The 22,632-nt window shown below is 27.7% G+C and carries 23 protein-coding genes, 1 pseudogene and 1 riboswitch; of the genes and pseudogenes, 12 read left to right on the plus strand and 12 right to left on the minus strand.

Annotation, left to right across the window (positions count from 1 at the left end; translation table 11 throughout):
• Positions 1-684: 684 nt before the first annotated feature.
• The 3 genes and pseudogenes from ACLVEP_RS10720 to ACLVEP_RS10730 form a co-directional block, all read left to right on the plus strand.
• Positions 685-861 (plus strand): annotated as a pseudogene (locus tag ACLVEP_RS10720) (recombinase family protein); the annotation flags it as partial.
• A 60-nt stretch (positions 862-921) separates the two neighbouring features.
• The gene (locus ACLVEP_RS10725; protein ID WP_412584797.1) at positions 922-1,116 is read left to right on the plus strand and encodes a recombinase family protein; all 195 of its coding nucleotides are present in this window, start codon (positions 922-924) and stop codon (positions 1,114-1,116) included.
• A 275-nt stretch (positions 1,117-1,391) separates the two neighbouring features.
• The gene (locus ACLVEP_RS10730; protein ID WP_412584775.1) at positions 1,392-1,637 is read left to right on the plus strand and encodes a hypothetical protein; all 246 of its coding nucleotides are present in this window, start codon (positions 1,392-1,394) and stop codon (positions 1,635-1,637) included.
• 272 nt (positions 1,638-1,909) lie between these two features.
• Here ACLVEP_RS10730 and tet(44) read toward each other — a convergent pair whose 3' ends face one another.
• The 6 genes from tet(44) to ACLVEP_RS10760 form a co-directional block, all read right to left on the minus strand.
• Positions 1,910-3,832 (minus strand): tetracycline resistance ribosomal protection protein Tet(44), encoded by a 1,923-nt coding sequence (gene tet(44) / locus ACLVEP_RS10735; protein ID WP_009300547.1) that lies wholly within the window; start codon positions 3,830-3,832, stop codon positions 1,910-1,912.
• A gap of 49 nt (positions 3,833-3,881) precedes the next feature.
• Entirely contained in the window at positions 3,882-4,409 is a 528-nt protein-coding gene (locus ACLVEP_RS10740; RefSeq protein ID WP_009300546.1) for a PadR family transcriptional regulator, read from the minus strand.
• A 12-nt stretch (positions 4,410-4,421) separates the two neighbouring features.
• On the minus strand, positions 4,422-4,772 hold the full coding sequence (locus ACLVEP_RS10745; RefSeq protein ID WP_009300545.1) for a VOC family protein: 351 nt from the start codon (positions 4,770-4,772) through the stop codon (positions 4,422-4,424).
• A gap of 241 nt (positions 4,773-5,013) precedes the next feature.
• Positions 5,014-5,490, minus strand: coding sequence for a hypothetical protein (locus tag ACLVEP_RS10750; protein ID WP_009270354.1), 477 nt, complete (start codon positions 5,488-5,490; stop codon positions 5,014-5,016).
• Between the two features lie 30 nt (positions 5,491-5,520).
• Complete coding sequence (locus ACLVEP_RS10755; RefSeq protein WP_021974313.1) at positions 5,521-5,985, minus strand: GyrI-like domain-containing protein; 465 nt, start codon at positions 5,983-5,985, stop codon at positions 5,521-5,523.
• A 5-nt stretch (positions 5,986-5,990) separates the two neighbouring features.
• A complete protein-coding gene (locus ACLVEP_RS10760; RefSeq protein WP_021974314.1) occupies positions 5,991-6,242 on the minus strand; it encodes a DUF3781 domain-containing protein in 252 nt (83 codons plus the stop codon).
• 290 nt (positions 6,243-6,532) lie between these two features.
• Between ACLVEP_RS10760 and ACLVEP_RS10765 the strand changes: the two genes are divergently transcribed.
• The 4 genes from ACLVEP_RS10765 (at position 6,533) to ACLVEP_RS10780 (ending at position 10,059) form a co-directional block, all read left to right on the plus strand.
• Complete coding sequence (locus ACLVEP_RS10765; RefSeq protein WP_412584778.1) at positions 6,533-7,189, plus strand: response regulator transcription factor; 657 nt, start codon at positions 6,533-6,535, stop codon at positions 7,187-7,189.
• Positions 7,189-8,616: a sensor histidine kinase gene (locus ACLVEP_RS10770; protein ID WP_412584780.1), complete on the plus strand. Its 1,428-nt coding sequence runs from the start codon at positions 7,189-7,191 to the stop codon at positions 8,614-8,616. Before ACLVEP_RS10765 ends, ACLVEP_RS10770 begins: the two co-directional genes overlap by 1 nt.
• A complete protein-coding gene (locus ACLVEP_RS10775; protein WP_412584782.1) occupies positions 8,616-9,266 on the plus strand; it encodes a hypothetical protein in 651 nt (216 codons plus the stop codon). Before ACLVEP_RS10770 ends, ACLVEP_RS10775 begins: the two co-directional genes overlap by 1 nt.
• Before the next feature lie 97 nt (positions 9,267-9,363).
• Entirely contained in the window at positions 9,364-10,059 is a 696-nt protein-coding gene (locus ACLVEP_RS10780) for a M15 family metallopeptidase (protein WP_412584783.1), read from the plus strand.
• 66 nt (positions 10,060-10,125) lie between these two features.
• On the opposite strand, the gene ACLVEP_RS10785 is transcribed toward ACLVEP_RS10780, so the two are convergent.
• From ACLVEP_RS10785 to ACLVEP_RS10800, 4 genes are all read right to left on the minus strand, one after another.
• On the minus strand, positions 10,126-10,914 hold the full coding sequence (locus ACLVEP_RS10785; protein ID WP_412584785.1) for a hypothetical protein: 789 nt from the start codon (positions 10,912-10,914) through the stop codon (positions 10,126-10,128).
• On the minus strand, positions 10,899-11,534 hold the full coding sequence (locus tag ACLVEP_RS10790) for a sporulation protein YunB (protein WP_412584786.1): 636 nt from the start codon (positions 11,532-11,534) through the stop codon (positions 10,899-10,901). The genes ACLVEP_RS10785 and ACLVEP_RS10790 overlap by 16 nt, the downstream gene beginning before the upstream one ends.
• Before the next feature lie 61 nt (positions 11,535-11,595).
• On the minus strand, positions 11,596-12,876 hold the full coding sequence (locus ACLVEP_RS10795) for a glucose-6-phosphate isomerase (RefSeq protein ID WP_412584788.1): 1,281 nt from the start codon (positions 12,874-12,876) through the stop codon (positions 11,596-11,598).
• A complete protein-coding gene (locus tag ACLVEP_RS10800; RefSeq protein WP_318000473.1) occupies positions 12,877-13,254 on the minus strand; it encodes a S1 RNA-binding domain-containing protein in 378 nt (125 codons plus the stop codon).
• Between the two features lie 131 nt (positions 13,255-13,385).
• On the opposite strand from ACLVEP_RS10800, the gene ACLVEP_RS10805 reads away from it, so the two are divergent.
• From ACLVEP_RS10805 to hpf, 3 genes are all read left to right on the plus strand, one after another.
• Positions 13,386-13,625: a NifU family protein gene (locus tag ACLVEP_RS10805; protein ID WP_032091417.1), complete on the plus strand. Its 240-nt coding sequence runs from the start codon at positions 13,386-13,388 to the stop codon at positions 13,623-13,625.
• A 228-nt stretch (positions 13,626-13,853) separates the two neighbouring features.
• Positions 13,854-13,953: riboswitch (SAM riboswitch) on the plus strand.
• 64 nt (positions 13,954-14,017) lie between these two features.
• Positions 14,018-15,160 (plus strand): methionine adenosyltransferase, encoded by a 1,143-nt coding sequence (gene metK, locus ACLVEP_RS10810; protein ID WP_318000474.1) that lies wholly within the window; start codon positions 14,018-14,020, stop codon positions 15,158-15,160.
• 125 nt (positions 15,161-15,285) lie between these two features.
• On the plus strand, positions 15,286-15,816 hold the full coding sequence (gene hpf / locus ACLVEP_RS10815; protein WP_022001231.1) for a ribosome hibernation-promoting factor, HPF/YfiA family: 531 nt from the start codon (positions 15,286-15,288) through the stop codon (positions 15,814-15,816).
• A 134-nt stretch (positions 15,817-15,950) separates the two neighbouring features.
• Here hpf and ACLVEP_RS10820 read toward each other — a convergent pair whose 3' ends face one another.
• Positions 15,951-16,889 (minus strand): TIGR01212 family radical SAM protein, encoded by a 939-nt coding sequence (locus ACLVEP_RS10820; RefSeq protein WP_412584790.1) that lies wholly within the window; start codon positions 16,887-16,889, stop codon positions 15,951-15,953.
• A 38-nt stretch (positions 16,890-16,927) separates the two neighbouring features.
• Here ACLVEP_RS10820 and ACLVEP_RS10825 point away from each other — a divergent pair, with 38 nt between their 5' ends.
• Both ACLVEP_RS10825 and ACLVEP_RS10830 read left to right on the plus strand, forming a co-directional pair.
• The gene (locus ACLVEP_RS10825) at positions 16,928-18,673 is read left to right on the plus strand and encodes an ATP-binding cassette domain-containing protein (protein WP_412584792.1); all 1,746 of its coding nucleotides are present in this window, start codon (positions 16,928-16,930) and stop codon (positions 18,671-18,673) included.
• A gap of 1 nt (position 18,674) precedes the next feature.
• Positions 18,675-20,498 carry an ATP-binding cassette domain-containing protein gene (locus ACLVEP_RS10830; protein WP_412584793.1) on the plus strand — a complete coding sequence of 608 codons (1,824 nt, stop codon included), beginning with the start codon at positions 18,675-18,677 and terminating at the stop codon, positions 20,496-20,498.
• Between the two features lie 127 nt (positions 20,499-20,625).
• On the opposite strand, the gene ACLVEP_RS10835 is transcribed toward ACLVEP_RS10830, so the two are convergent.
• Positions 20,626-22,473 carry an IS1634 family transposase gene (locus ACLVEP_RS10835; RefSeq protein ID WP_412582585.1) on the minus strand — a complete coding sequence of 616 codons (1,848 nt, stop codon included), beginning with the start codon at positions 22,471-22,473 and terminating at the stop codon, positions 20,626-20,628.
• Positions 22,474-22,632 lie beyond the last annotated feature (159 nt).

Raw genomic sequence — 22,632 nt, forward strand, 5'->3', positions numbered from 1 at the left:
GAACTTCAGCCTTCCAAGCTGACTACGTGGGTTCGATTCCCATCACCCGCTCCATAAGATAAAACCGTCGCACCAATGTGACGTTAATGATTAAGTCAACTAGTAATAGTTGATTTTTTTGTGCGTTATTGCAAAGAAAGGTGTGATATAATTAAAATAATTAAGAAGAAAATCAATATGAGTGATGAACTCAAAACCAAAATCGATTGGTCTTGCAAATTTAGTAAGTAAAAATATAAAATCTACGAAGGTTGCTTACGAATTGTCGAACATACTAATCTAGCGTATGTTGAACCTCATAAGGTTATAATAAATAACCAGTTATACTTGTTCTTTAATGAACAGAAATATTTTTATTTAGGAAACTTACAAAATAAAGTTCCATTATCTGAATTATCAGAATACATAGCAAGGCATTAAATTGATTTGAGAGTTTAGATACTCCCATAATATTTGTTGTTTTTGTCGTACAAATAATCAATAAAATCTAGAGGTGTCCTTGTTATGCGACACCTTTTTTGGTGCCTTTCACTACCCTAAAAAGAAAGGAGAATGGTAATTATGGATAATGAAAGGAAAACAGCAGGAGTTTATATTCGTGTATCAACAGAAGATCAAGCAAGAGAAGGATTTAGTTTAGGAGAATAAGAGGAAAAATTACTTCAATTATGTAATTTTAAGGATTTAGAAGAACTAATATCAGTTTTAGAACAATATAATTGCTTTCTACTATGTGATAGAGATGATATTAATACTTCTACTGCTAATGTAAGATTCTTTGTAAGAATGCTTACAGTTTTATCACAGTTAGAAATAGAAATTGTATCAGAAAGAACAAAATTTGGATTAAATGGTGCAATTAAGTCTGGACATATTCCAGATCAAAGGCCATTTGGTTATAAGAGTGCAGATGATAAAACAATGATTATTGATAATTCTACTCGTCCTTATGTAGAAAAGATATTTGATATGTATTTAGAAGGGAAAAGTTTTCAACAAATTGCTAATTACTTTAAAGAAAATAATATTTATCCTCAAAAGAAATGGAGAGATACTACTATTCAAAAGATTATAGATAATAAAATCTATATGGGTGATTATGAACAATATAAATGAATTGGCAAGCAAGAAAATTTAGAACCAATAGTTTATATGAATGTTGTAGAACCTATTATATCTCGTGCCAAATGGGAAGAATGTCAAAGACAAAAGGAAAAAAATCAAAGAACTTATACTAGAGATAGAATTTATACTTTCTTCCAAAGGCTTAAATGTCCAGATTGTGGAAGAATAATGAAATGTAAAGTTCTGGTGGCACTAAAAGAAAATATATGTATTATACTTGTGTGCATTGTCATATTAACTTTAACGAGAGTCATGTAGAAAAACTGTTGAAGAATTTTATTTACGATTTATTAGAATATGATATGGCTGTTAAAAAGTTTTTCTTACCTATTCTAGAAGATAAGAATAGTAAAATTGATACAAATTCTATTGATAAAGAAATTAGAAGTTTAGAAAAACAACGAGAAAGAATTAAACAAGCTTATATTAAAGGTATTGTAGAAATGGATGATTTTAAAGAAGATTATAAACTAATTGAAGATAAACTTGCCAACTTAGAAGGTAAAAAATAGATTTAATTAATTTAGAAACTTTTAATTACTCACCTCACGAATTACTTGTTGAAATAAATGATCTTCAACCTAAAATTAAAGAATTTCGTAAGTATGACAAATATTGTAAAGATATAAAAGAAAGAGTAAAATCAATGCAAGATAATATTAATAATTATGATAAAGACATACAAAAAGGAAAAGACAATTCTAGATCATTGTGACTTAGAGTTGTCTTTTTTGGTTATTCTAACATAAAGAGATAAAATTATTGTAATTTAGCGAATAGTAACTTAATTTTCTTTTTTATTAAACATATGGCGTACTTTATCTATTCGATTATTTGGTCTACGTGATTGAATAACTGGTTCACAAGTAGCAATTTGATAATCTTTTAATTCTGTCAAAAAAACTGCTTGCCCATTTGTATATAGAGTTAAAGTATTACGATATTCATTAATACAACGTACAGGAATATGTCCTGTAAAAATAATTTCATCATTTTTTGATTGACTAGTTTCAATTATTGCACAATGTTTTTGTGCATCATTATATGCACGAGAAAGGTATCCCTGTGGTGTAAAAAGTATAAACGAAAGATATGGCTCTAATAATTGCGTTCCCGCTTTTTTCAATGTTTGTTCAAGTACAATTGGGGCAAGAAAACGAAAATCCGAGGGAGTACTAACAGGGCTATAATAAACACCATATTCAAAACATATTTTACAATCTGTTACTTCCCAGCCATACAAACCTTGCTCCAGTCCATAATTAATACCTTCTCTTACTGCATTTTGGAAACTTTGATTTAAATAACCGAGTGAAACTTTGCTTTCGTACTGTATTCCACTGCCAATTGGAAGTGGAGTTATTGATAATCCAATTGATGCCCAAAATGGATTTGGTGGTACTTCAATATGAATAGTATAATCTGCCTTTTGTAATGGCTTTTCCAAATAAATTACGGTTGGATCTTCGATTCTTATGTTTATGTGATATTTTTCAATCAACAGAGAACAGATAACTTCTAACTGCACTGTTCCTAAAAAAGAAATGACGATTTCATGTGTTATCGTATCAACACAATAACGTAAAAGAGGATCAGTATCTGCAATTTCTGTAAGAGCATCCAATAATTTTTCTCTCTCTTCTATTTTTATCGGTTCAATTCTTGTTCGTAGCATTGGTACAGGCTTGTCATTCCATACATTGCATGGCAAAATCTTTTCATTTCCTATAATATCGTTCAATCTTAATGTATTGTTAGGTATTATAAAAATATCTCCAGAACAAACTATTTCTGTCTGTATCATTTCTCCATTTGAAGGAATATATATTTCTGTAAGTTTCACTTTCTTTTTTTCTGACAATACAATTGTATCTCGTAAGTGTAATGTTCCACTGTAAAGACGCAAATAAACTAATCTTTGCTTATGGTCTGTATATTCAATTTTAAAAACTCTTCCACATAGTTCTGAATAATTCTTATTCATTTCAGGACAAAAAAGATTTGAAATAGCTTCAATGAGTTGTTGAGTTCCTATATTATTTTTAGCACTTCCATGGTATATAGGAAACAACGAACCTTTTTTAACACACCTATATTCTTCCTGCGTTAATTCCTGTATAGTCAATTTTTCTCCTGCAATATATTTTTTTAAAAGTTTATCATTTTTGGAAATTACAGGATCCCATTCATCTAAATCAATGATATTTTTAATTGATATTTCTGGAGTTAATGTTACATTTTGCATAACAATAATATCATTTGAAAGTTTTTCTTTGATATTTTGATAAATATTATTTAAGTTAATTCCATACTGATCTATTTTATTTATAAAAATAATTGTTGGTATATTCATTTTTTGAAGTGCATGGAATAGTATTCTTGTTTGTGCTTGTACACCATCTTTAGCAGAAATTACTAAAATAGCTCCATCAAGAACAGATAAGGAACGATACACTTCTGTTATAAAATCTGTATGTCCAGGAGTATCTACAATATTGATTTTGTAGTCATTCCAATTAAAAGAAGTAACTGCTGCCTGAATTGTGATTCCACGCTGACGTTCTAAAAACATAGTATCTGTCCTTGTTGTTCCCTTATCTACACTGCCTAATTCTAAAATCGCTCCACTTGTATAAAGCAGACTTTCCGTTAAAGTCGTCTTTCCTGCATCTACATGAGCAAGAATACCAATGTTGATTATTTTCATGGAATTTCCCTCCCTACAAATTTATCTTTTAACTTAAAATCAATATTTGCTAATTTTGTCCTTTTAAACTATTCTCAAAATCAATTATCCACTTTTCTAATGTTTCTACTAATGCTAATTGTTGTTTGAACATTTGTTTTCCAACATTAGGAATATGTTGTCTATGAGATTGTCTTTCATTTAGCAATTCTTTTAATTCTAATATCTTTGATTTTATATTAGAAACAAGAATCTTTTTTTGTTCATCATCTACTAAATCTAAATTCGTAATAATAATATTAAAATCCAAATATAGACTAACATCATAATTTGAAATATCATTCATAAGTCTATTAAAATAATCATTACCTTTGTCAGTAATAGTATATACTGCTTTATCTGGCATATTTCCCTCTTTCTCTTTATGGCTAACAATATATTCTTTTGATTCTAATTGTAATACTTTCTTATAAATAGACTGTTCACTAATTCTTACCCATCTTGGTATATTACGATATTCTATATTTTTTTTAATATCATAAGCACTTTGTGATTTTTGTTTAATAAGTCCTAATAATACCAAATCTATATTTGACATAATCTCTACTCCTTACTTAATATAATCTGTAACGCCAAGTCTATTTCCAAATGGATCTTCAAACTCGACTGCATTACCAGTTCCAATTTTAAAAGGCTCACTCAAAAATTTTATACCATTATTCAACATTTCTTTATAGAAGATTGCAACATCTTCTACTTCAAACCATATTGTAGGCTTTAAATTCTCAAATTTATTTTTGTCTTTTAAAATTATTGCAGGTTCTTCATTTCCAATATTATAAGCAACCATTCCCTTATCAGAAAAATCAAATTTCTTTTTTAACCCCAATATTTCCTCATAATATCTTTTTGCTTCTTCCATATTATCTACAGGAAGAAAATAGTTGTCATAATTTTTCATATATTTAAGCCCTTCTTTCTACTACAAACTATACTACTATATTTTATAGTAGTTATAATTAAATGTCAATAAATAATAAAAAAATAATTGCATTTAATTCGTTTATAATTCTTATAAAAAATAGATTAGTTGCACTGAACTAATCTATTTGTATAACTGCTTGTCGTACAAAAAAGACTGTCATTACTGACAATCTTTTCGGTAAATTACTATAAATCAATAACTATAAAATTGTAATTTCTTATTCTAATTCTTTTTTATGATTTAAGTGTATTCCTATATGTCCTATTCCTAATACTATTGTTGATATAATAAGAAATATATTTCTACCATATATACCTAGTAACAGAAATGCAACTACTGGCAAAGTAGCTCCTGCAACTGGTATTCCTAACAAGCTACTATACATATCTTTCATTGTTTTATTACTTTTAAAATATCTTATCCAATATATTTCGTATAAAATCATTATAATAAAGGCAATTAACAATATACTAGACCAGTTTGATATTTTATTTATATTAAAATCACTAAATATCAATGACAGACAGGTTACTAGCATTTCTCCAAGCCACTCCAATAGTAGTAATACTTTATTTTCATTTTTTACATATTTATCATAGCCTTTAGGCTTATTTTTACTCCATATAATATTTGGTAACATCAACATTAGTAAAAATATTAAACCTATATATGAAAATCCAAAGTGAATATTCATTAACTCATCTCACTTCCATATTGTAATTTGTTATTTAATCGGAATATAGATCTCAATAACAGAATCTTCTCTATTCCAATGAAATTTATAATCATATTTTTCAAAATAAACAAATTGCCTATTTTCTACTAAAATATTATTTTTAGGTATTATTTCTTTATAAACATAATTGATAGTATCTTTTAGTTTATTCATATTACCAATATGTTCTACCCTTAAATATTTACTTTTCAAAATTATCTTTTCTGTAAAATCATTTGGTACAAAATCTTTTTTAGGAATAGATATATAATAAAATATCTTATTTTCTATTTTTTCAATAAAAGCATATTTACACCAATTACTTCCTAAATATAACTTATTATTTCTTAATTTACTATTAAATATTTTCCAATGGTTTTGTGCTAATTTTACATTATTACTTAATGATTTTGATAATTCATACCTTATTCCTATTACATTAAATTCTTCTAATTCTATTATTTGATAATCCATCTATTTTACCTCTTTAATTTGTGTGCTGTTATAATTGTATAACTATATGAATTGATTGTTATTTTTATATTATCAATTTCACAATACCAATTTTTACCCTGTTTATAGATGTTACAATTTTTATCTAAAACTTTATTCTTACAATACTCAACAACATCATCAGTATCTAATTTAAGATTTTTCTTAATTCTATCAATACCCATTTCGGTAGTGTGAACTTTATCTATATTATTAAATAATACTTGTTTATCTTCCATAAATATCTCCTCTACAAATTACTATTTAGCAATTAGTTTCAACTTACTATATGTTCTAGTTGTACTATTTTCTTTTGTTATTTTCAATAATTGGCTTGAAAATTAATAATAATTTTTATATAACCCATTTAATTGATTTAATCAATCTTGGGAGTATAATTTTTCGAATATAAGAAAAGTTAAGGCTCCATGATGGAGCTTACACACTTATCAAATAAGTGTGTTTTTTTTATAAAAATGATACGAATATGATGCAACTTTGATGTAAGATAAAATGGTGAGGTGATTTCATGAATAAAATATTGATTGTCGAAGACGAAAGACCTATTAGTAGACTTATTAAAATTAATTTATCAGATGCTGGATATTGTTGTGTATGTGCCTTTGATGGAAAAGAAGCTATTGAATTAATTGATCATCAACAATTTGATTTAATTTTATTAGATATTATGTTACCAAAAATTAATGGATATGAATTGATGGAATATATTCGACCTTTAGAAATTCCTGTTATTTTTTTAATAGCTAAAAGCGATGTAAAAGATCGTGTTAAGGGATTGAAATTGGGAGCTGAGGACTATATAGTAAAGCCCTTTGAAATTATTGAATTACTAGCTCGTGTAGAAACAGTATTACGTCGTTATCATAAAACTGCAACTGTTTTAAGTGTTTATGATATTACTGTTGATACACTTTCGCGTATTGTTAGGAAAAATAATCAAATAATCAATCTAACAGTAAAAGAATATGATTTATTGTTATTATTTATTCAAAATAAAAATATTGCTTTATTTCGTGATCGAATTTATGAAGCAGTTTGGGGTGATTATTATATGGGAGATAGCCGAACTGTTGATTTACATGTACAAAGAATGCGAAAAAAACTTGGATTAGAAGATAAAATTGTTCCCGTTTATAAAGTTGGATATCGTTTGGAGGCGGATTGATGAAATTTTTTTGGAAGCTTTATTTTAGTATCATGACGATAACGCTTATTTGTTTTAGTGTAGGAGGGGCTATGTTGATTCAAACAAGCTTTAATAACTCTTTTGAACGCGAGACAGAGAGTGTTTACCAAGAAAATGATATCTTAGTCAATTCATTAACGCTTGAATTATATCCATATTTAGAAGAATTGACACTAAAAGGAGATACGTCTCAAGAACGTCTTGATTTGTTGCAAAGCTTATTTTCTAATATGATAGTTGAAACATTTAATGGAAGTGTTTCGTTTTGTATTCGAGATGAAAATGGGCATGTTGTTTATCAAAATGACTCTTTTGATAATGATCAGCATCTTTTTAAGAAAATTTCTCAAAACGAAAGAGGATATGTTGTTTTAAAAAATAAAAATCACTATAAATTACTTGCACTTAGAAACTTTTCTTTGAATGAAACAAATCTCTATTTTGAAAATATGCGAGATATTACTGAAGTTTTTTTAAATCGAGAAGAGCAATTTAGAACATTATTTTATTATACACTTATACTTTTATCTGTAAGTGCTATTGTTATTTTTGTGATAACAAGATGGCTTGTTAGTCCAATAAAAAAGTTATCTAAAGCGACAATGGGGATTGCTGATGGATATGCAATTGTTCCACTAACGGTAAGTAGTGAAGATGAAATTGGACAACTGACAAAAGATTTTAACATGATGGCAAAGCGTTTAGAAATAACAATGAAAGAATTGCATGAAGCTGTTGAAAGACAAGAATTGTTTGTAGGAAATTTTGCTCATGAATTAAAAACACCTTTGACTTCTATTATAGGATATGGAGATATGTTACGTTCTAAACGTTTAAATGAGGAAGAAATTGTTAATTATTCTCATTTGATTGTTGAAGAAGGTAAGCGATTAGAATCGATGTCAATGAAATTGTTAGAATTAGTTGTTTTAAAAAAACAAGATTTTAAATTGTATAGAATTTCTGCAGAAGTATTTTTTCAGGGAATTGAAGATACAGTGGATTTATTGATGAAAGAAAATCAAATTCAATTTTTTACTAAAATTGAACCTGGGGAACTCTATATTGAACCAGATTTAATGAAAACAGTATGTTTAAATTTACTAGATAATGCCCGTAAAGCAGTAAGTGAAAATGGTAAAATATATTTAAAAGGAAATAGATTAGAAAAAGGATATCAGTTTATAATCAAGGATAATGGATGTGGCATGGCTGCTGAAGAGTTAAATAAAATTAAGGAAGCATTTTATATGGTTGATAAATCACGTTCTCGAAGTGCAGGTGGTGCCGGATTAGGACTTGCACTATGTGATCAAATTATTAAGATTCATCAGGGAACGATTGATTTTGAAAGTACTTTAGGAAAAGGAACAACGGTGACAGTTGTTATAAGGAGTAAAGAATAATGAATAATTATAAAAACATAATGAAGTTTATCATTGCTATTACTTTATTAATCATTATTCCATTAGTTCCTTTAGTTGTTTCTAAAGTACAAGATGATGAATTAATTGGTCATCTTCAAATTGAAAAAATAAAAAATGAAGGCTATCACATTCAAACAAGTAAACTTTCAGTTGCTGAAAAATTAGAACTGATTGTTGATTATGAAAATAAAGGAAATGATATTATCACTACGACACAGGTTCAAGATATGAGTAATGAAAATATTCAAAAAATTCATACGATTGTTAATGAACAATTAAATATATTAAAAAATCTAGGTATTTTAACAGAATTTAATTTTGATGAAAATTATGTATGTTACAATTATACATTGAAACACTATAGTAATAGATTGAATTCTCAAAAAAATGTAAGTGTCTACCAAGTGGGTTTTACAAATGAAGAAAGAATTTTTAACGCTATGATTGATGTTGATACCCATTTGATATATCAGTATAATTATTATAATAAAAAATATGGCGATAAAGAGGACACAGAGATTTATGCTTTTGGAAGAAAATACTTAGGTTTATCTGATAAAGAAACTTATAAGTATTTGTTTAAAATGGCAGACAATCAAGCATATATAGCAGATAGTTCAGGTTATTGATACAACTTTGATGCTTCTTTGGTGATGTTTTTATGCATCTTTTTTATACACTTAAAAGTGTAAAAAGGATGCATTTTTGTTAGAAGGAGCGATTAAAGTGAAGAAAATTAATAAAATAAAGGTATTAGGGGTTATTTTTTTGATGATAGGGATTGTTACTTGTTTATGCTTTTTAATGAATCATCAAAATAAATTAGTAACACATAAAATTAAAAATTATCAAAGCAATGATGATGAATTATTAACATTAGTTAATTTTGAAAATACGATTCCTGAAGATTGGAAAGTTGATTTAGTACGATTGAATAATAATCAATTAGTTGATCGAAGAATTTATAAAGATTTAACAGCAATGTTAAAAGTAGCCAAGAGTGAAGGATTAAATTTATTGATTTGTTCTTCTTATCGAACAAATGAAAAACAAGAGCAACTTTATCAAAATAAAGTTAATAATTATTTAAAACAGGGATATTCAAAGCAAGAGGCATATGATAAAGCTGCTTTTTGGGTGGCAAGACCAAAAACAAGTGAACATCAATTAGGATTTGCAGTAGATATTGTTTCTATAAACAATCAACGTCTTGATCATAGTCAAGAAAAGACGGCTGAACAACAATGGTTGATACAAAATAGTTGGAGATATGGCTTTATTTTGCGCTATCCAACGCGTAAAAATGATATTACAAAAGTAGGCTATGAACCATGGCATTATCGTTATGTGGGGAAAAAACACGCTAAAAAGATTAATGAATTAGGAGTATGTTTAGAAGAGTATGTAAAAATGAATAAATAAGTATATCTTATTCTAAATAGGAAACTACCGAAATGTAATAAATGATTAAATCGGTAGTTTTATTGTTCATTTTATCCATTTAAGAGAAGGAATTTGAATATATTTTTGAAGAAGAAGAATGAGAGAAGATAATTTTTTAATATATTTTATTAATCTTTTTCTTTTTGTTGTTAAAGAATCTTCATGGAAATGTACAAGACATGTTTGAGGGAAAAGAGCATAACATAAAAGAATTTGTAGATCCTTTGAAGTTAGGTTATATTCATTGATTATTTGTTCTAATTGGTAGATGGAAATAGTATTATTTAGGTATAAACAGAAAAGATCATGCATGTATATGTTGATTTCTATATTTTCTATTAGATAAATATCTTCGTATGAATGAATTTTTTTGTGTTGATAGGACAGGCTGATGGATGTTATGGGTAAAAAATAATGATTTAAAAGCTCAATAGATACCTGACATAGAGTAAATAGGGTGTAATAGATAACTTGGTATTCTAAAGAATTTGAAGGTGTATAGACAAGAATGGATTCATAGTATTTGATCCATTCTTTTTTTATATTATTAACTGTTTTGGTTTCTTGAGATTTAAGAGATAGAGAAATGATTTTTTGTATATCTATTGGAATGCTTTTCAGCTGATAAAGAATATAACCTTGTGAGTGTTTTTGTTGGTAAATATTGTTGATAATTTTAAACGGATTAATTTGAAGCAAAGAAATATATTCTTGATAGTATAAAGGAAAAGGCTTGTTAGTTAAATAATAATGTTTATTTTCATAGATGAATGAAAATTGATCTTCTAGAGGAAGATGATAATATGTTTTTAAAATGTTTAGTTTTGATACCATGAGGGAACCTCACCTTCAATGACTTCATAGACAAGTGGAATTGTATAATTTTCTTTAAAGTGTTCATGATATAAGGGAACAAGGACTTGTAAAATAATTGTAATATTTAAATCGATAGAGATGGCAAGGTGATTGATACCGTAATTTTTAATTTTTTTATTGATATTTGATGAGGTTAAAGAAAGAGTTTTATATTTAATAGAAAAAGATGGGCCTCTATCTTGTAAAAAAACATTATTGGTAAGTGAACCAACAGGAATATAAGCAACTATGCCTTTTTGTTGATTGATTTTTAAAAGTTTTTTACTATAGGGGGAATTATCTTTTTGTTGAAAAGTGCCTTCTTCAAGCTTTAAAAGAGTTTCTTCAAGATTGTTGATGTAATTAGAAGCAATATCATTGATATAACTCATTTGAAAACTAATGGAATTATTTTCTTTTTTATAAAGTTTATGTGTATCTATTTTTTGTGTAAATGAAGTATGATTGATAAGTATTTGAATAAATTGATTTATTTCTTTGGTAGCTATATTTTCAATTCTAGGGGTAATACGATTTGAAAAAAGATAAGCAATAACAAAAAATATAATGAATATTAAAACGTATTTTCCTTTTTTCATCATATCACCATTATAAAATATGTAAAAAAAAAGAAAGTAGAACAAATCTACTTTCTTAATCTTAATAACCAGGTTTACCTAATAATTTGAACATATTTTTCTTATAAACTTCAACACCAGGTTGATTGAATGGGTTGACTCCTAAGAAATAAACTGACATAGCACATGACATTTCAAAGAAATAAACCATATAACCAAATCCATAAGCATCCATCTTATCTAATGAAATAATGATATTTGGTACATTACCAGTATTAACATGAGCATCAATAGTACCTTCACAAGCTCTTTTGTTAACATAGTCAACAGATTTACCAGCTAAATAATTTAAACCATCTAAATCATCTGGATCACTTGGAATAATCATATCATTTTGTGGATTTTTAACTTCGAAGATTGTTTCATATAAAACTTTAGAACCTTCTTGGATAAATTGTCCTAATGAATGTAAGTCTGTAGAGAATACTGCACTATGAGGTAAGATACCTTTATTTTCTTTACCTTCAGATTCTCCATATAATTGTTTCCACCATTCAGCAACATTATTTAATTGTAATTCATAAGTGACAAACATTTCAGCTGAATATCCAGCTTTATTTAATAATTGTCTTGCTACACCATAACGATAAGCATCATTTGTTTCAATGTTTGCATCGTTATATTTAACCATGGCATCTTTAGCACCTTTTAACATTTCATCGATGTCAATACCAGCCATTGCAATAGGGAATAGACCTACAGCAGTTAAAACTGAATAACGTCCACCGATATCATCAGGTACTACAAATGTTACATAACCTTCATCTGTAGCTAATTTTTTAAGAGCACCTTTTTCTCTATCAGTAGTAGCTACGATTCTTTCACGAGCTCCTTCTTTACCATATTTCTTTTCGCACATTTCTTTGAAAATTCTGAAAGAAATAGATGTTTCAGTAGTTGTTCCTGATTTAGAAATAACGTTGATAGCGAAATCTTTACCTTCAATATATTTAGCAACTTGATGAATATAATTTGAAGAGAAAGTATTTCCTACATAGATGATTTCTACTTTATCATCTGAATATAAACCATTAATTGCTTCAATAGCAGCACGTGCTCCTAAATAAGATCCCCCGATACCGCATACTAATAATACATCAACTTTTTCTCTTAATTTAGCAGCAGTTTCTTTCATTAATTGAACTTCTGCTTTATCATAGTTTTCTGGTAATTCTACCCATCCAAGGAAATCGTTACCAGCACCTGTTTTGTTGCGAATCATATCATGAATTTCTGCTACTTTTTCTTTGTATGATCCTAAATCTTCAGCTAATTTTGCTTTTGATAAATCTAATGTGATCATTTAGTTTTCCTCCATTACACCTTGTTTTAACCATTCTTCCATTGCTTGAGCTAAAGGTGAAAAACCTTTAGGTGTTTCTACAATTGGTTTTCGAGGGTTTTTATAGACGAGTTTTTTGTCTTTTCTTCGAAAACGATTGTCAACAGCTTTCAAGCTTAATTTGGCGTGATTGCTAGAATGATCAAAATCAATGACTTTTACTTTAACAATATCATTAATGCGTACATAACTTGCAATGCTTTTAACAAATTTATCTGATATTTCTGAGATATGAATCAATCCTGTTGAATTATCAGGTAAAAGAGCAAAAGCACCATATGGTTGAATACCAGTTACTTTAACATCTATGATATCCCCTCGTTTGATAAGTTTTGTCACTTGATTTCACTCCTTGCGGCACTATTATAGCACAATTTAATCATATGTGTTGTATTTAATAGGGAAAAAATATAAAATATGGTAGGATTTATATGATATAAAATCAAAGATATAAAAAGGAGTTTGCTAAAATGGAAAATATTGAAGAACAAATTAAAAATGTCATCCATAAATTAAGACCATATCTTCAAAGAGATGGTGGAGATATCGAATATGTTGATTTTAAAGATGGTATTGTTTATGTAAGAATGCTTGGAGCATGTGCAGGTTGTACCATGATTGATGATACTTTAAAAGATGGTGTTGAACAAATTTTAATGGAAGAAGTACCAGGAGTTTTAGAGGTACAAAATATTTCTAGTGCATTATAATACAAATTTCTTGCATTTATAGAGAGTTTGTAATATTATGTTTTAGTCTTTGAAGTCATCATAATTTTTATTTGATTTCACAAACTTATTTTAGGTGATGAAATTGAATAAAAGAAAAGAACAACAAATCAAAATAGCTCTTATTTTAAAAGAGATTGGTTTGGAAGATGAACTCATAGAAAAAATGACATCAATAAAAAAAGAAGAATATCAATAAAATAAAAAGGACTCTTATTAAGAACCATGAGATGAAGATCGATGAAGTGGTGGCAACCCTATATGTTAGAAGGTGCCTTTACTGAGCAAGTTTATTCTTGAACAATAAGAGAAAGCTTCCTAACGGCTTTCTCTTTAGGAAGCTTTTTTATTTGTTATTTAAGGAGGAAGAAAAAATGAAAGAAAGAATTTTATTTACATCAGAGTCTGTATCAGAAGGACATCCTGATAAAGTGTGTGATCAAATTAGTGATGCAATCTTAGATGAATGTTTTAAACAAGATCCTAACTCACGTGTTGCATGTGAATGTTTTGCAACAACAAACTTAGTTGTAATTGGTGGAGAAATTACTACAAATGCAAAGGTAGATTATGAAGCTGTTGCTAGAAATGTTTTAAAAGAAATCGGTTATGATGATGAAGCTAAAGGAATGGATTATAAAACATGTAAGATTGAAGTTGTTATGGATAGTCAATCAAGCGATATTGCACTAGGAACAAACGAAGAAGTCGGTGGAGCAGGAGACCAAGGAATTATGTTTGGTTATGCAACTAAAGAAACTGAAGGATATATGCCACTTGCTATTTCAATTGCGCATCATTTAGTACGTTATGCTTCAACTTTAAGACATGATGGAACTTTCAAATGGGCTAGACCTGATATGAAAGCACAAGTAACAATTGATTATACTGATGAAAAACCAGTGATTGATACTATTTTAATGTCAATTCAACATGATGATGATTTTGATGAAGCAGAATTTAAAAAATTTGTTAAAGAAAATATCATGGATGCTGTTGTTAAAAAATATGATATGAATACAGATTATCGTGTTTTAATCAATCCTACAGGACGTTTTGTAATTGGTGGTCCTCATGGAGATACAGGTCTTACTGGTAGAAAAATCATTGTTGATACATATGGTGGATATGCACGTCATGGAGGAGGAGCTTTCTCTGGAAAAGATCCAACTAAAGTAGACCGTTCTGCTGCTTATATGGCACGTTATATTGCTAAAAATGTTGTTGCAGCTAATATGTGTGATGAACTTGAAATCCAATTATCTTATGCAATTGGTGTTAAAGAACCAACATCTATTTATATTGATACAAAAGGAACTGAAAAAGTACCTCATGATGTGATTCTTGAAGCTATCAAGAAAGAATTTGATTTAACACCAGCAGGAATCATTCATACATTAAATTTAAGAACACCTATTTATAAAAAGACAGCTTCATATGGTCATTTTGGTAGACCTGAAGCAAATTTACCTTGGGAACAATTAGATAAGGTAGAAAGTTTAAAAAAATATATGTAGAAAAAAGCTCATAAATTGAGCTTTTTTTATTATGACCTTTTTTTGGAAAGGATAAAATAGCATATTAAAGTAGGAATTTAGGAAAGTTTATAGTATAATATAGTTATCAAAAGGAGGAATTAATTATGAAAATTACATTAAGAGGAAAGAACATTGAAATTACTGAAGCAATTGAAGAAAAAGTCAGTGAAAAATTATCAAAATTAGACAAATACTTCATTGTAAGTGAAAATGTTGAAGCCAAAGTACTTGTAAGAACTTATCCTTACGGACAAAAAATTGAAGTGACAATTCCTACTGAATATGTACTTTTAAGAGCAGAAGTTGTGGATCAAGATTTATACAATGCAATTGACTTAGTTATCGACAAATTAGAAGGTCAAATTAGAAAGTATAAAACTAGATTAAACAGAAAATCTAAAGATAATAAACTTGCATTCAATTTAGCATCAATTGAACCTTTAGAAGATGAAGAAGAAGACGTATTAGTAAAAACAAAAACAATTACTCCAAAACCAATGGATATGGAAGAAGCAATTATGCAAATGGAATTAATCGGACATTCATTCTTCGTATATCGTGATACTGAAACAGATGCTATTAGTATTGTATATCGTCGTAATGATGGAGATTATGGACTTATCGAAACTGAATAGAAATAATAATAAAAACGCTAACCAATTATCATAGGTTAGTGTTTTTTTTGAGACAAATTTGAAACAAATTTGAGACAAAATAATTTAAAAAATCATATATAATAATAGTGTAAAAAAATAGCTCAGAAAATGGGCTATTTTTTGTATAAATCTCCTTGATAAACATAAAGTTCTTTCATTTTTTTATCAATATCATTTAAAATAGTTACTTTTTTAATGGACCATAAAGGAGCAATTAAATCATCTATTTTACCATCACCAGTCAGTCTTTCAATGACAATTTCTGGCTTAATGTAACGAAGTTGTTCTACAACAATATCAATATATTCTTGACGAGAGAGCATTTCAAATTCATGGTTTTCATACATTTGTTGAAGTTTTGTATTTTTCACAACAAATAACATATGTATTTTAAGTGCTTGAATATCTAATTGACCTAATACTTTAGCAGTTTCAATCATCATTTCTTTTGTTTCAAAAGGAAGACCATTGATGATATGTACACATACTTCAAGATTATATTTTCTACATAATGCTAAACCATCAAGAAATTCTTGATAAGTATGTCCACGATTAATAAGTTTACTTGTTTGATCATGAATTGTTTGTAATCCTAGTTCGATATAGACATCTTTTTGTTTGTTGACCGTACTTAAATATTGAACAATTTCTTCGTTTAAACAATCGGGTCTTGTAGCAAGAGCAATACCTTTAACATCTTTTTTATCAAGAAAAGGTGCTATCATTTTTTTTATTTTATCTATTGGACCATAAGTGTTTGTATTGGCTTGAAAGTAAGCAATATAGGCACATTCAGGCCATTTTCTTTTCATGATTTGAGAAATTGTTTGAAATTGTTCTTCTAAATGATCATGGACATTTCCAGCGTAATCTCCTGATCCTGATGAACTACAAAAAATACAGCCCCCATATCCTTTTGTTCCATCTCGATTAGGGCATGTAAAATCAGCATTTAAAGCTACTTTAGCAACTTTTTGATGGTATTTATTTTTTAAGTAATAGTTATATGTATGATAACGCTTGTTATCCAAAGAATATTTAAATTGATTCATTTTATCACCGAGGCAATTATAACATAAGGAGTTTAAAAATGGGATTAGAGTTAAAAAATGTTACAAAAAAGTTTAAGACAATAGAAGGCGAAAGAATTATTTTTGAAAATTTGAATATATTATTTCCAAATAATGGTCTTGTAGCTATTACTGGTGAAAGTGGGTGTGGGAAGTCAACACTTTTACAATTGATTGCAGGAATAGATCAAGATTATGAAGGCGATATCCTTTTAAATCAAATAAAGATAGAAAATATTAAAGATTATCGACAGCTTATGATAAGTTTTGTTTATCAAAATTATCAACTTATAGATTATTTGACAGTAAAGGAAAATTGTTTGTTTTATTGTCGTTTAAAAGGAACAAAAGTTATAGAAAAACAAATGCTAGAATTAGTAAAAATATTTGAGCTAGAAGATTTATTAAATAAAAAAGTAATTGATTTATCTGGAGGTCAAAAACAACGTGTTGCATTGATAAGAGCTCTTTTATGTTCGAGTCCAATTATTTTGTGTGATGAACCAACTGGAGCTTTGGATGAAATAAATAGAAAAAAAGTGTACGAAATTTTAAAAAAAATGAGTCAAAAAAAACTTATTATCATTGTTTCTCATGATAAATTAGTTTCAAAATATACACAATATCATTTAGATTTTGAAAAGTTTAAACATCATTATCATTGGAATCATCAATTATATTCACGTTATCATATTATAAAAACAAGATGTGGTTCGCTATTTAAAGAAATGTTAAAAATGCTTGTTAAGGATAAAAAGAAATGCTTGATGATGTTTGTATCACAAATTTATATGGTACTAGCAATGACTTTAATTATAACGGGACTTTTTGGCTTTGATCGTTATTATCAAAAACAGTATGCTCATACTATTAATAATAATTTAGTGATGATTCAAAAGAAAAATCAAAGAATTTTTCAAGAAAAAGAACTTAAACAACTTAAAGGTAAATATCAATATTATTTGGATATAGGAAAGATTGAAGGCATAAAAAGTTTTCAATCTTTTTCTATAAATCGAAAAATAAATAAAAATGAAGTGTATGTTAATGATGCAATGATGATAAAAATCAAAAATTCTTACCTTACATATACTTTAAATAATAAAAAATATTATTTAAATATTAAAGGTATCATCAAAGATGATCACTTACAACCAACACTTTATTACTATACACTCCCTGACAAAATTGCAGTACAATGTGTAGATTTTTCAACTTGTTTAGTTTATGTCCAAAATAAAGAAGAAGTACAACCCTATCTAAAACAGTTATCTTCTAAATATAAAGGTGTTTGTCTTGTTTATGAACAATTTCAAAGTTATTTTGAATTGATTAAATTATTTAAAAAAGTAAGTTTTATATTTATTTTTTTAAGTTTTATGATTGCTGTTGTTTTAATGGGCTACATGATTTTATCAATGTTTTATGAAAACCAAAAGACATATGCTTTGATGCTAGCTAATGGTTATCAAGATAAATACTTAGCCTTGTTTATTTTAAAAAAGGTATTACTTACAATGATGATAATAGGGAGTGTATCTTGTTTGATTTCTAATCTTTTTTTAAAAATTATTACTTTGTTTGATATCTCTAACAAAGTATTTGGTATTGTCAATTTATTTGTTTTACCTGAAATATATCATCAAAAATATATGTTGTATGTTTTTTATTTTTTAGGATATATCTTACAGGGATTTTTATTAAGTGGATTTATGTTATTGAAAATGAAAAAAATAAAAATATATGAATGTTTAAGGGAGGAATAATATGTTAGAAATCAAAAACTTAACAAAGTCTTTTGATCGACCTTTGTTTAAGAATATGACAATGTCTTTTCAAAAAAAAGGAATGTATGTGATTATAGGACAAAGTGGATGTGGGAAATCAACACTTTTAAATATGTTAGGTGGTTTGGATCAACAATATCAAGGAACAATTGAAGTTGATGGAAAAGATATTCGAAAGATTCCTCATTATATTAGAAGATATGTTGGTTTTATTTTTCAACAGTTTCATTTGGTTGAAAATATGAGTGTAAGAGAAAACGAAAGTCTTGTAACCTATTTTAAAAAAATAATAGTTGCTAAAAAAGAAATTTATTTAAAACGCTTAAAAATAAAAGAACTTCAACGTTATAAAGCAAGTATTCTTTCAGGTGGTCAAAAGCAAAGAGTAGCTATTTATAGAGGGTTTATTGCAGAAAATCCTATTATTTTATGTGATGAACCAACAGGTGCTTTAGATGAAAAAAACAGTGAAGAAATTTTTAAAATATTAAAACAACTTTCAATGGAAAAACTAGTCATCGTTATTAGTCATGATGAATTATTAGCTAAAAAATACCATGATTATTTATATGAAATTAAAGATTATCAATTACATTTAATTCATCAAAATGCGATGATTAAAAAAGAAAATAGTATTGAAAAGACATGTAAAAAAACATTTTGTTATTTTTTGTTAAAAGAATTAAAAATGACATGGAAAAGTTCTTTTATCGTTGTACAGGTATTATTTTTAGCACTGTTAAGTATTTTACTAACACTTTCTCTTACACAATCAGCTAATAAACAAATTCATGAACAACTAGAACAAATTATTCCTTCTACAACGATTATGTTAAAAAAGAAAAATAATCATTTATTAACTCAAGAAGATATCAATCAAATTTATCATCAAAAAATCATATATCGTTTTTTACAAAATGATCAAATAGATTTTTTAGGTGTTTCTACTTCAAAAAAATATCAGACAGAAAAAACATTGTATATCTCTGATTATATTCAAAAGCCAAAAAATAAAATACAAGGGAAAATCATCCAAAATGATCAAGAAATTATACTGTCTAAATCTACCTATGATCAATTATTATATATTTCAAAGAAAAAAAGTTTAATAAATAAAAATGTTTATTTGTTTTTTGAATATTTAAATCAAATACGATCTTATAAGGTTAAAATCGTAGGAATTGAAGATAAAGAAACTATTATGGAAACAATCTATTTCAATGAATATGCTATGAGTCATATGATTAAAGAACTTTATCAAATAGAAAAAGGACAAACAGCTTTTATACAAGTAGAAGATAAAAGACTTTTAAAAGATTTAAAAAATAAATATCCACAATATCAATTTAAATTGGCTAATAGTTCATTATCTATAACAATTGATGAAAAATTTCAACAAATTGAATGGATTTTAATATGTTTTAGTTCATTAGCTGTCGTAACGGCATGTTTTTTATTGGGAATTGTTTTATATTTAACAGTTATTAAAAGAAAAAGATATTTTGCTATTTTACAAACATTAGGGGCTTCAAAACAACAAATTATTTTAATTGTTTTATTTCAAGGAATATGGATTTCACATTTTGCGTTTATAGAAGCTTATTTTGTTTTAAAACAATTATTTATCTTAGCTAATATGTTTATTCAAAAAGGCATTTCTAATTTGATTGAGGAATTTTTTATAATACCTCAAGATATGGTTTTAGTTGTTTTTATGGTAATGTGTGTTTTAACATTTATTTGCTGTTTGATACCTATAAGGAAAGCACAACAAATAGAAATAGTAGAAGCGTTAAAGAGTTGAAAAGTTTTTTATTGCATATAGCTTACGATGTGGTATAATCCCGTCTTTGACAGTTAAATAGGAAAAAAGAGTGGAACCCATTGGTATCAGTGGATTTTCACTCTTTTTAAAATGTTGTATGGAATATCTAATTTGATATTTTTTTGATTTTTTTATTTAGTTCTTTGGGCTGATAATATTCCTTGTCCAATTCTAATCCAAATGTTTCATTCAAAGCATCACATAGTGTACTTCCTGTATAAGTTGCCTGATAGTACAGATCATGATTATTGACCACATTCATATTTTTTAAGTTTTCAATGATTTCTCCGGTAGTAAAATGTCTGCCTTTTTGATTTAATTTTACTTCCATTATCCTTTGAATGAGCAATGCCGTATAACATGTCATAAAATGTGCTATGATACGATCATTTTTTCGATGATTTATAGGTCTTGCTTTGAAATTTGTTTTTAAAACTCTAAAACAATCTTCTATCCTATATCTCTGCGAATTGATCTCAATTATTTTTTTTGCTTCGTTTTCTGCATCCAGATTTGTAGCGATGGCATAGAAACCATCATACATCTCTTCTTTTTTTATCATCTCTTCATCAATATAATATTTATTCTTTTCATTTTTTACTTTTTTAATGAATCTTTTTGGATCGTTTTGATTCTTTTTTAAATCTTCGACCTTATTATTTTTTATAAGTCTTTGAGCACGTTCTATTTGACTGTTGCGAATATGCCTTTGATATTCCATCGCTTTTCTGGAAAAAGTAATGATGACATATTGTTTCAGTTCACCTTTGACTTTTTTTGTTCCTGTTTTTCCTGTAGAAGTCACATATTCTTCTGTAAGTCCTAAATCAACAGCCTTATCTGCACTGATCACTTTATACAGGATATCATTGTATAGATGGAGATTGTCTTCATCATTTTTATCAAATTCGTGCATTTCCTTTAGTGTCATAGGCAAGTCGTTGGATAAAAGCTTATAGTCACAATCATTAAATACTGCTTCCTGTAAAGGTTTCGACAGTTTCTTTATGGACTGTGTGACTATAAAGGCTCTGCTTCCAAAAGAATTGAACTTTCTAATATCATAGGAACCAAGTCCTGCATCAGCGCAATAGATAAGTTTTTTATCTTTGAAAGATCTTATCATTTTCTCTTCGGTTGAAGTGGCACACAACTGTTCGTTTTGATTTCCTGGATTGATACACATTGATAAAGGAATTCCCTGTGCATCAATGAACAGTCCCATTTGAACGATTGGAGTTGGCTGATGCTGTTTGGAAATCCCGTACTTTCTCAACATGTAAAAGATTTCACCAGTAACTTCATCGATATAATCCTCATCTGCAGTTTCAATTTCAAAATAATAGTTTGTACAGTCAAAATAACATACAGATGTATCTCTTGGAATGATGTTATTGCTTGCCTCATACAAATGGGAAATGTATTCATCAAAGTGTTTGGCCAAAAGCGATAGGAATCTAAGAGAAGATTCATAGAGATAGTGCGGCTGTTCATAATATATATGAAGATGATCATAGATTCCCAGTTTCGAACGAGGATCAAGTATTCGAGAGATGGTAAGAAATCTGTTTATGAGATCAGCATCATAATCGACCCTGGTTTGCGAAACAATATTGTTCAGAAAATCTTTGATCTTCAAATCATGATAGATAGACTGGATAAAGAAATAGCCAATATTGATATTTTTTGAATGGGCAACAGTATCCATTGAAGAAGGAAGCTTTTTAGAAAAATCGATATTGACATCTATAGAAATTTTATTGGCTTTATATTCTTCATTGAATTTAGCGACTTCCTGTTTTGCATATTCAAGAGGATCGTCAGTAATTTTAAGAAGGTCATTGTGTTTTCCAATAGTTTTAATGTTGCGGGTAGTCGTTTTCTTGCCGTTTCTGATACCCTGTTGAATAAAATAAGTTGGATTTTTAGAACGTCTGTCATAGTAAAGCTTCATGAAAATCATCTCCTAGAGACATTATACCACCATATACAACACCATACAACATTTAAAATGATAAAATTTGACAGTAAAAAAACTCAAAAAACCTATATGGAATAAGCGCTTTGAGCATATCTATATTCGTATGGAAGTTACATAACTGTCAAAAACCCG

The organism is Faecalibacillus sp. (assembly GCF_047023275.1).
In the GTDB taxonomy this organism is placed as follows: Bacteria; Bacillota_I; Bacilli_A; order Erysipelotrichales; family Coprobacillaceae; genus Faecalibacillus.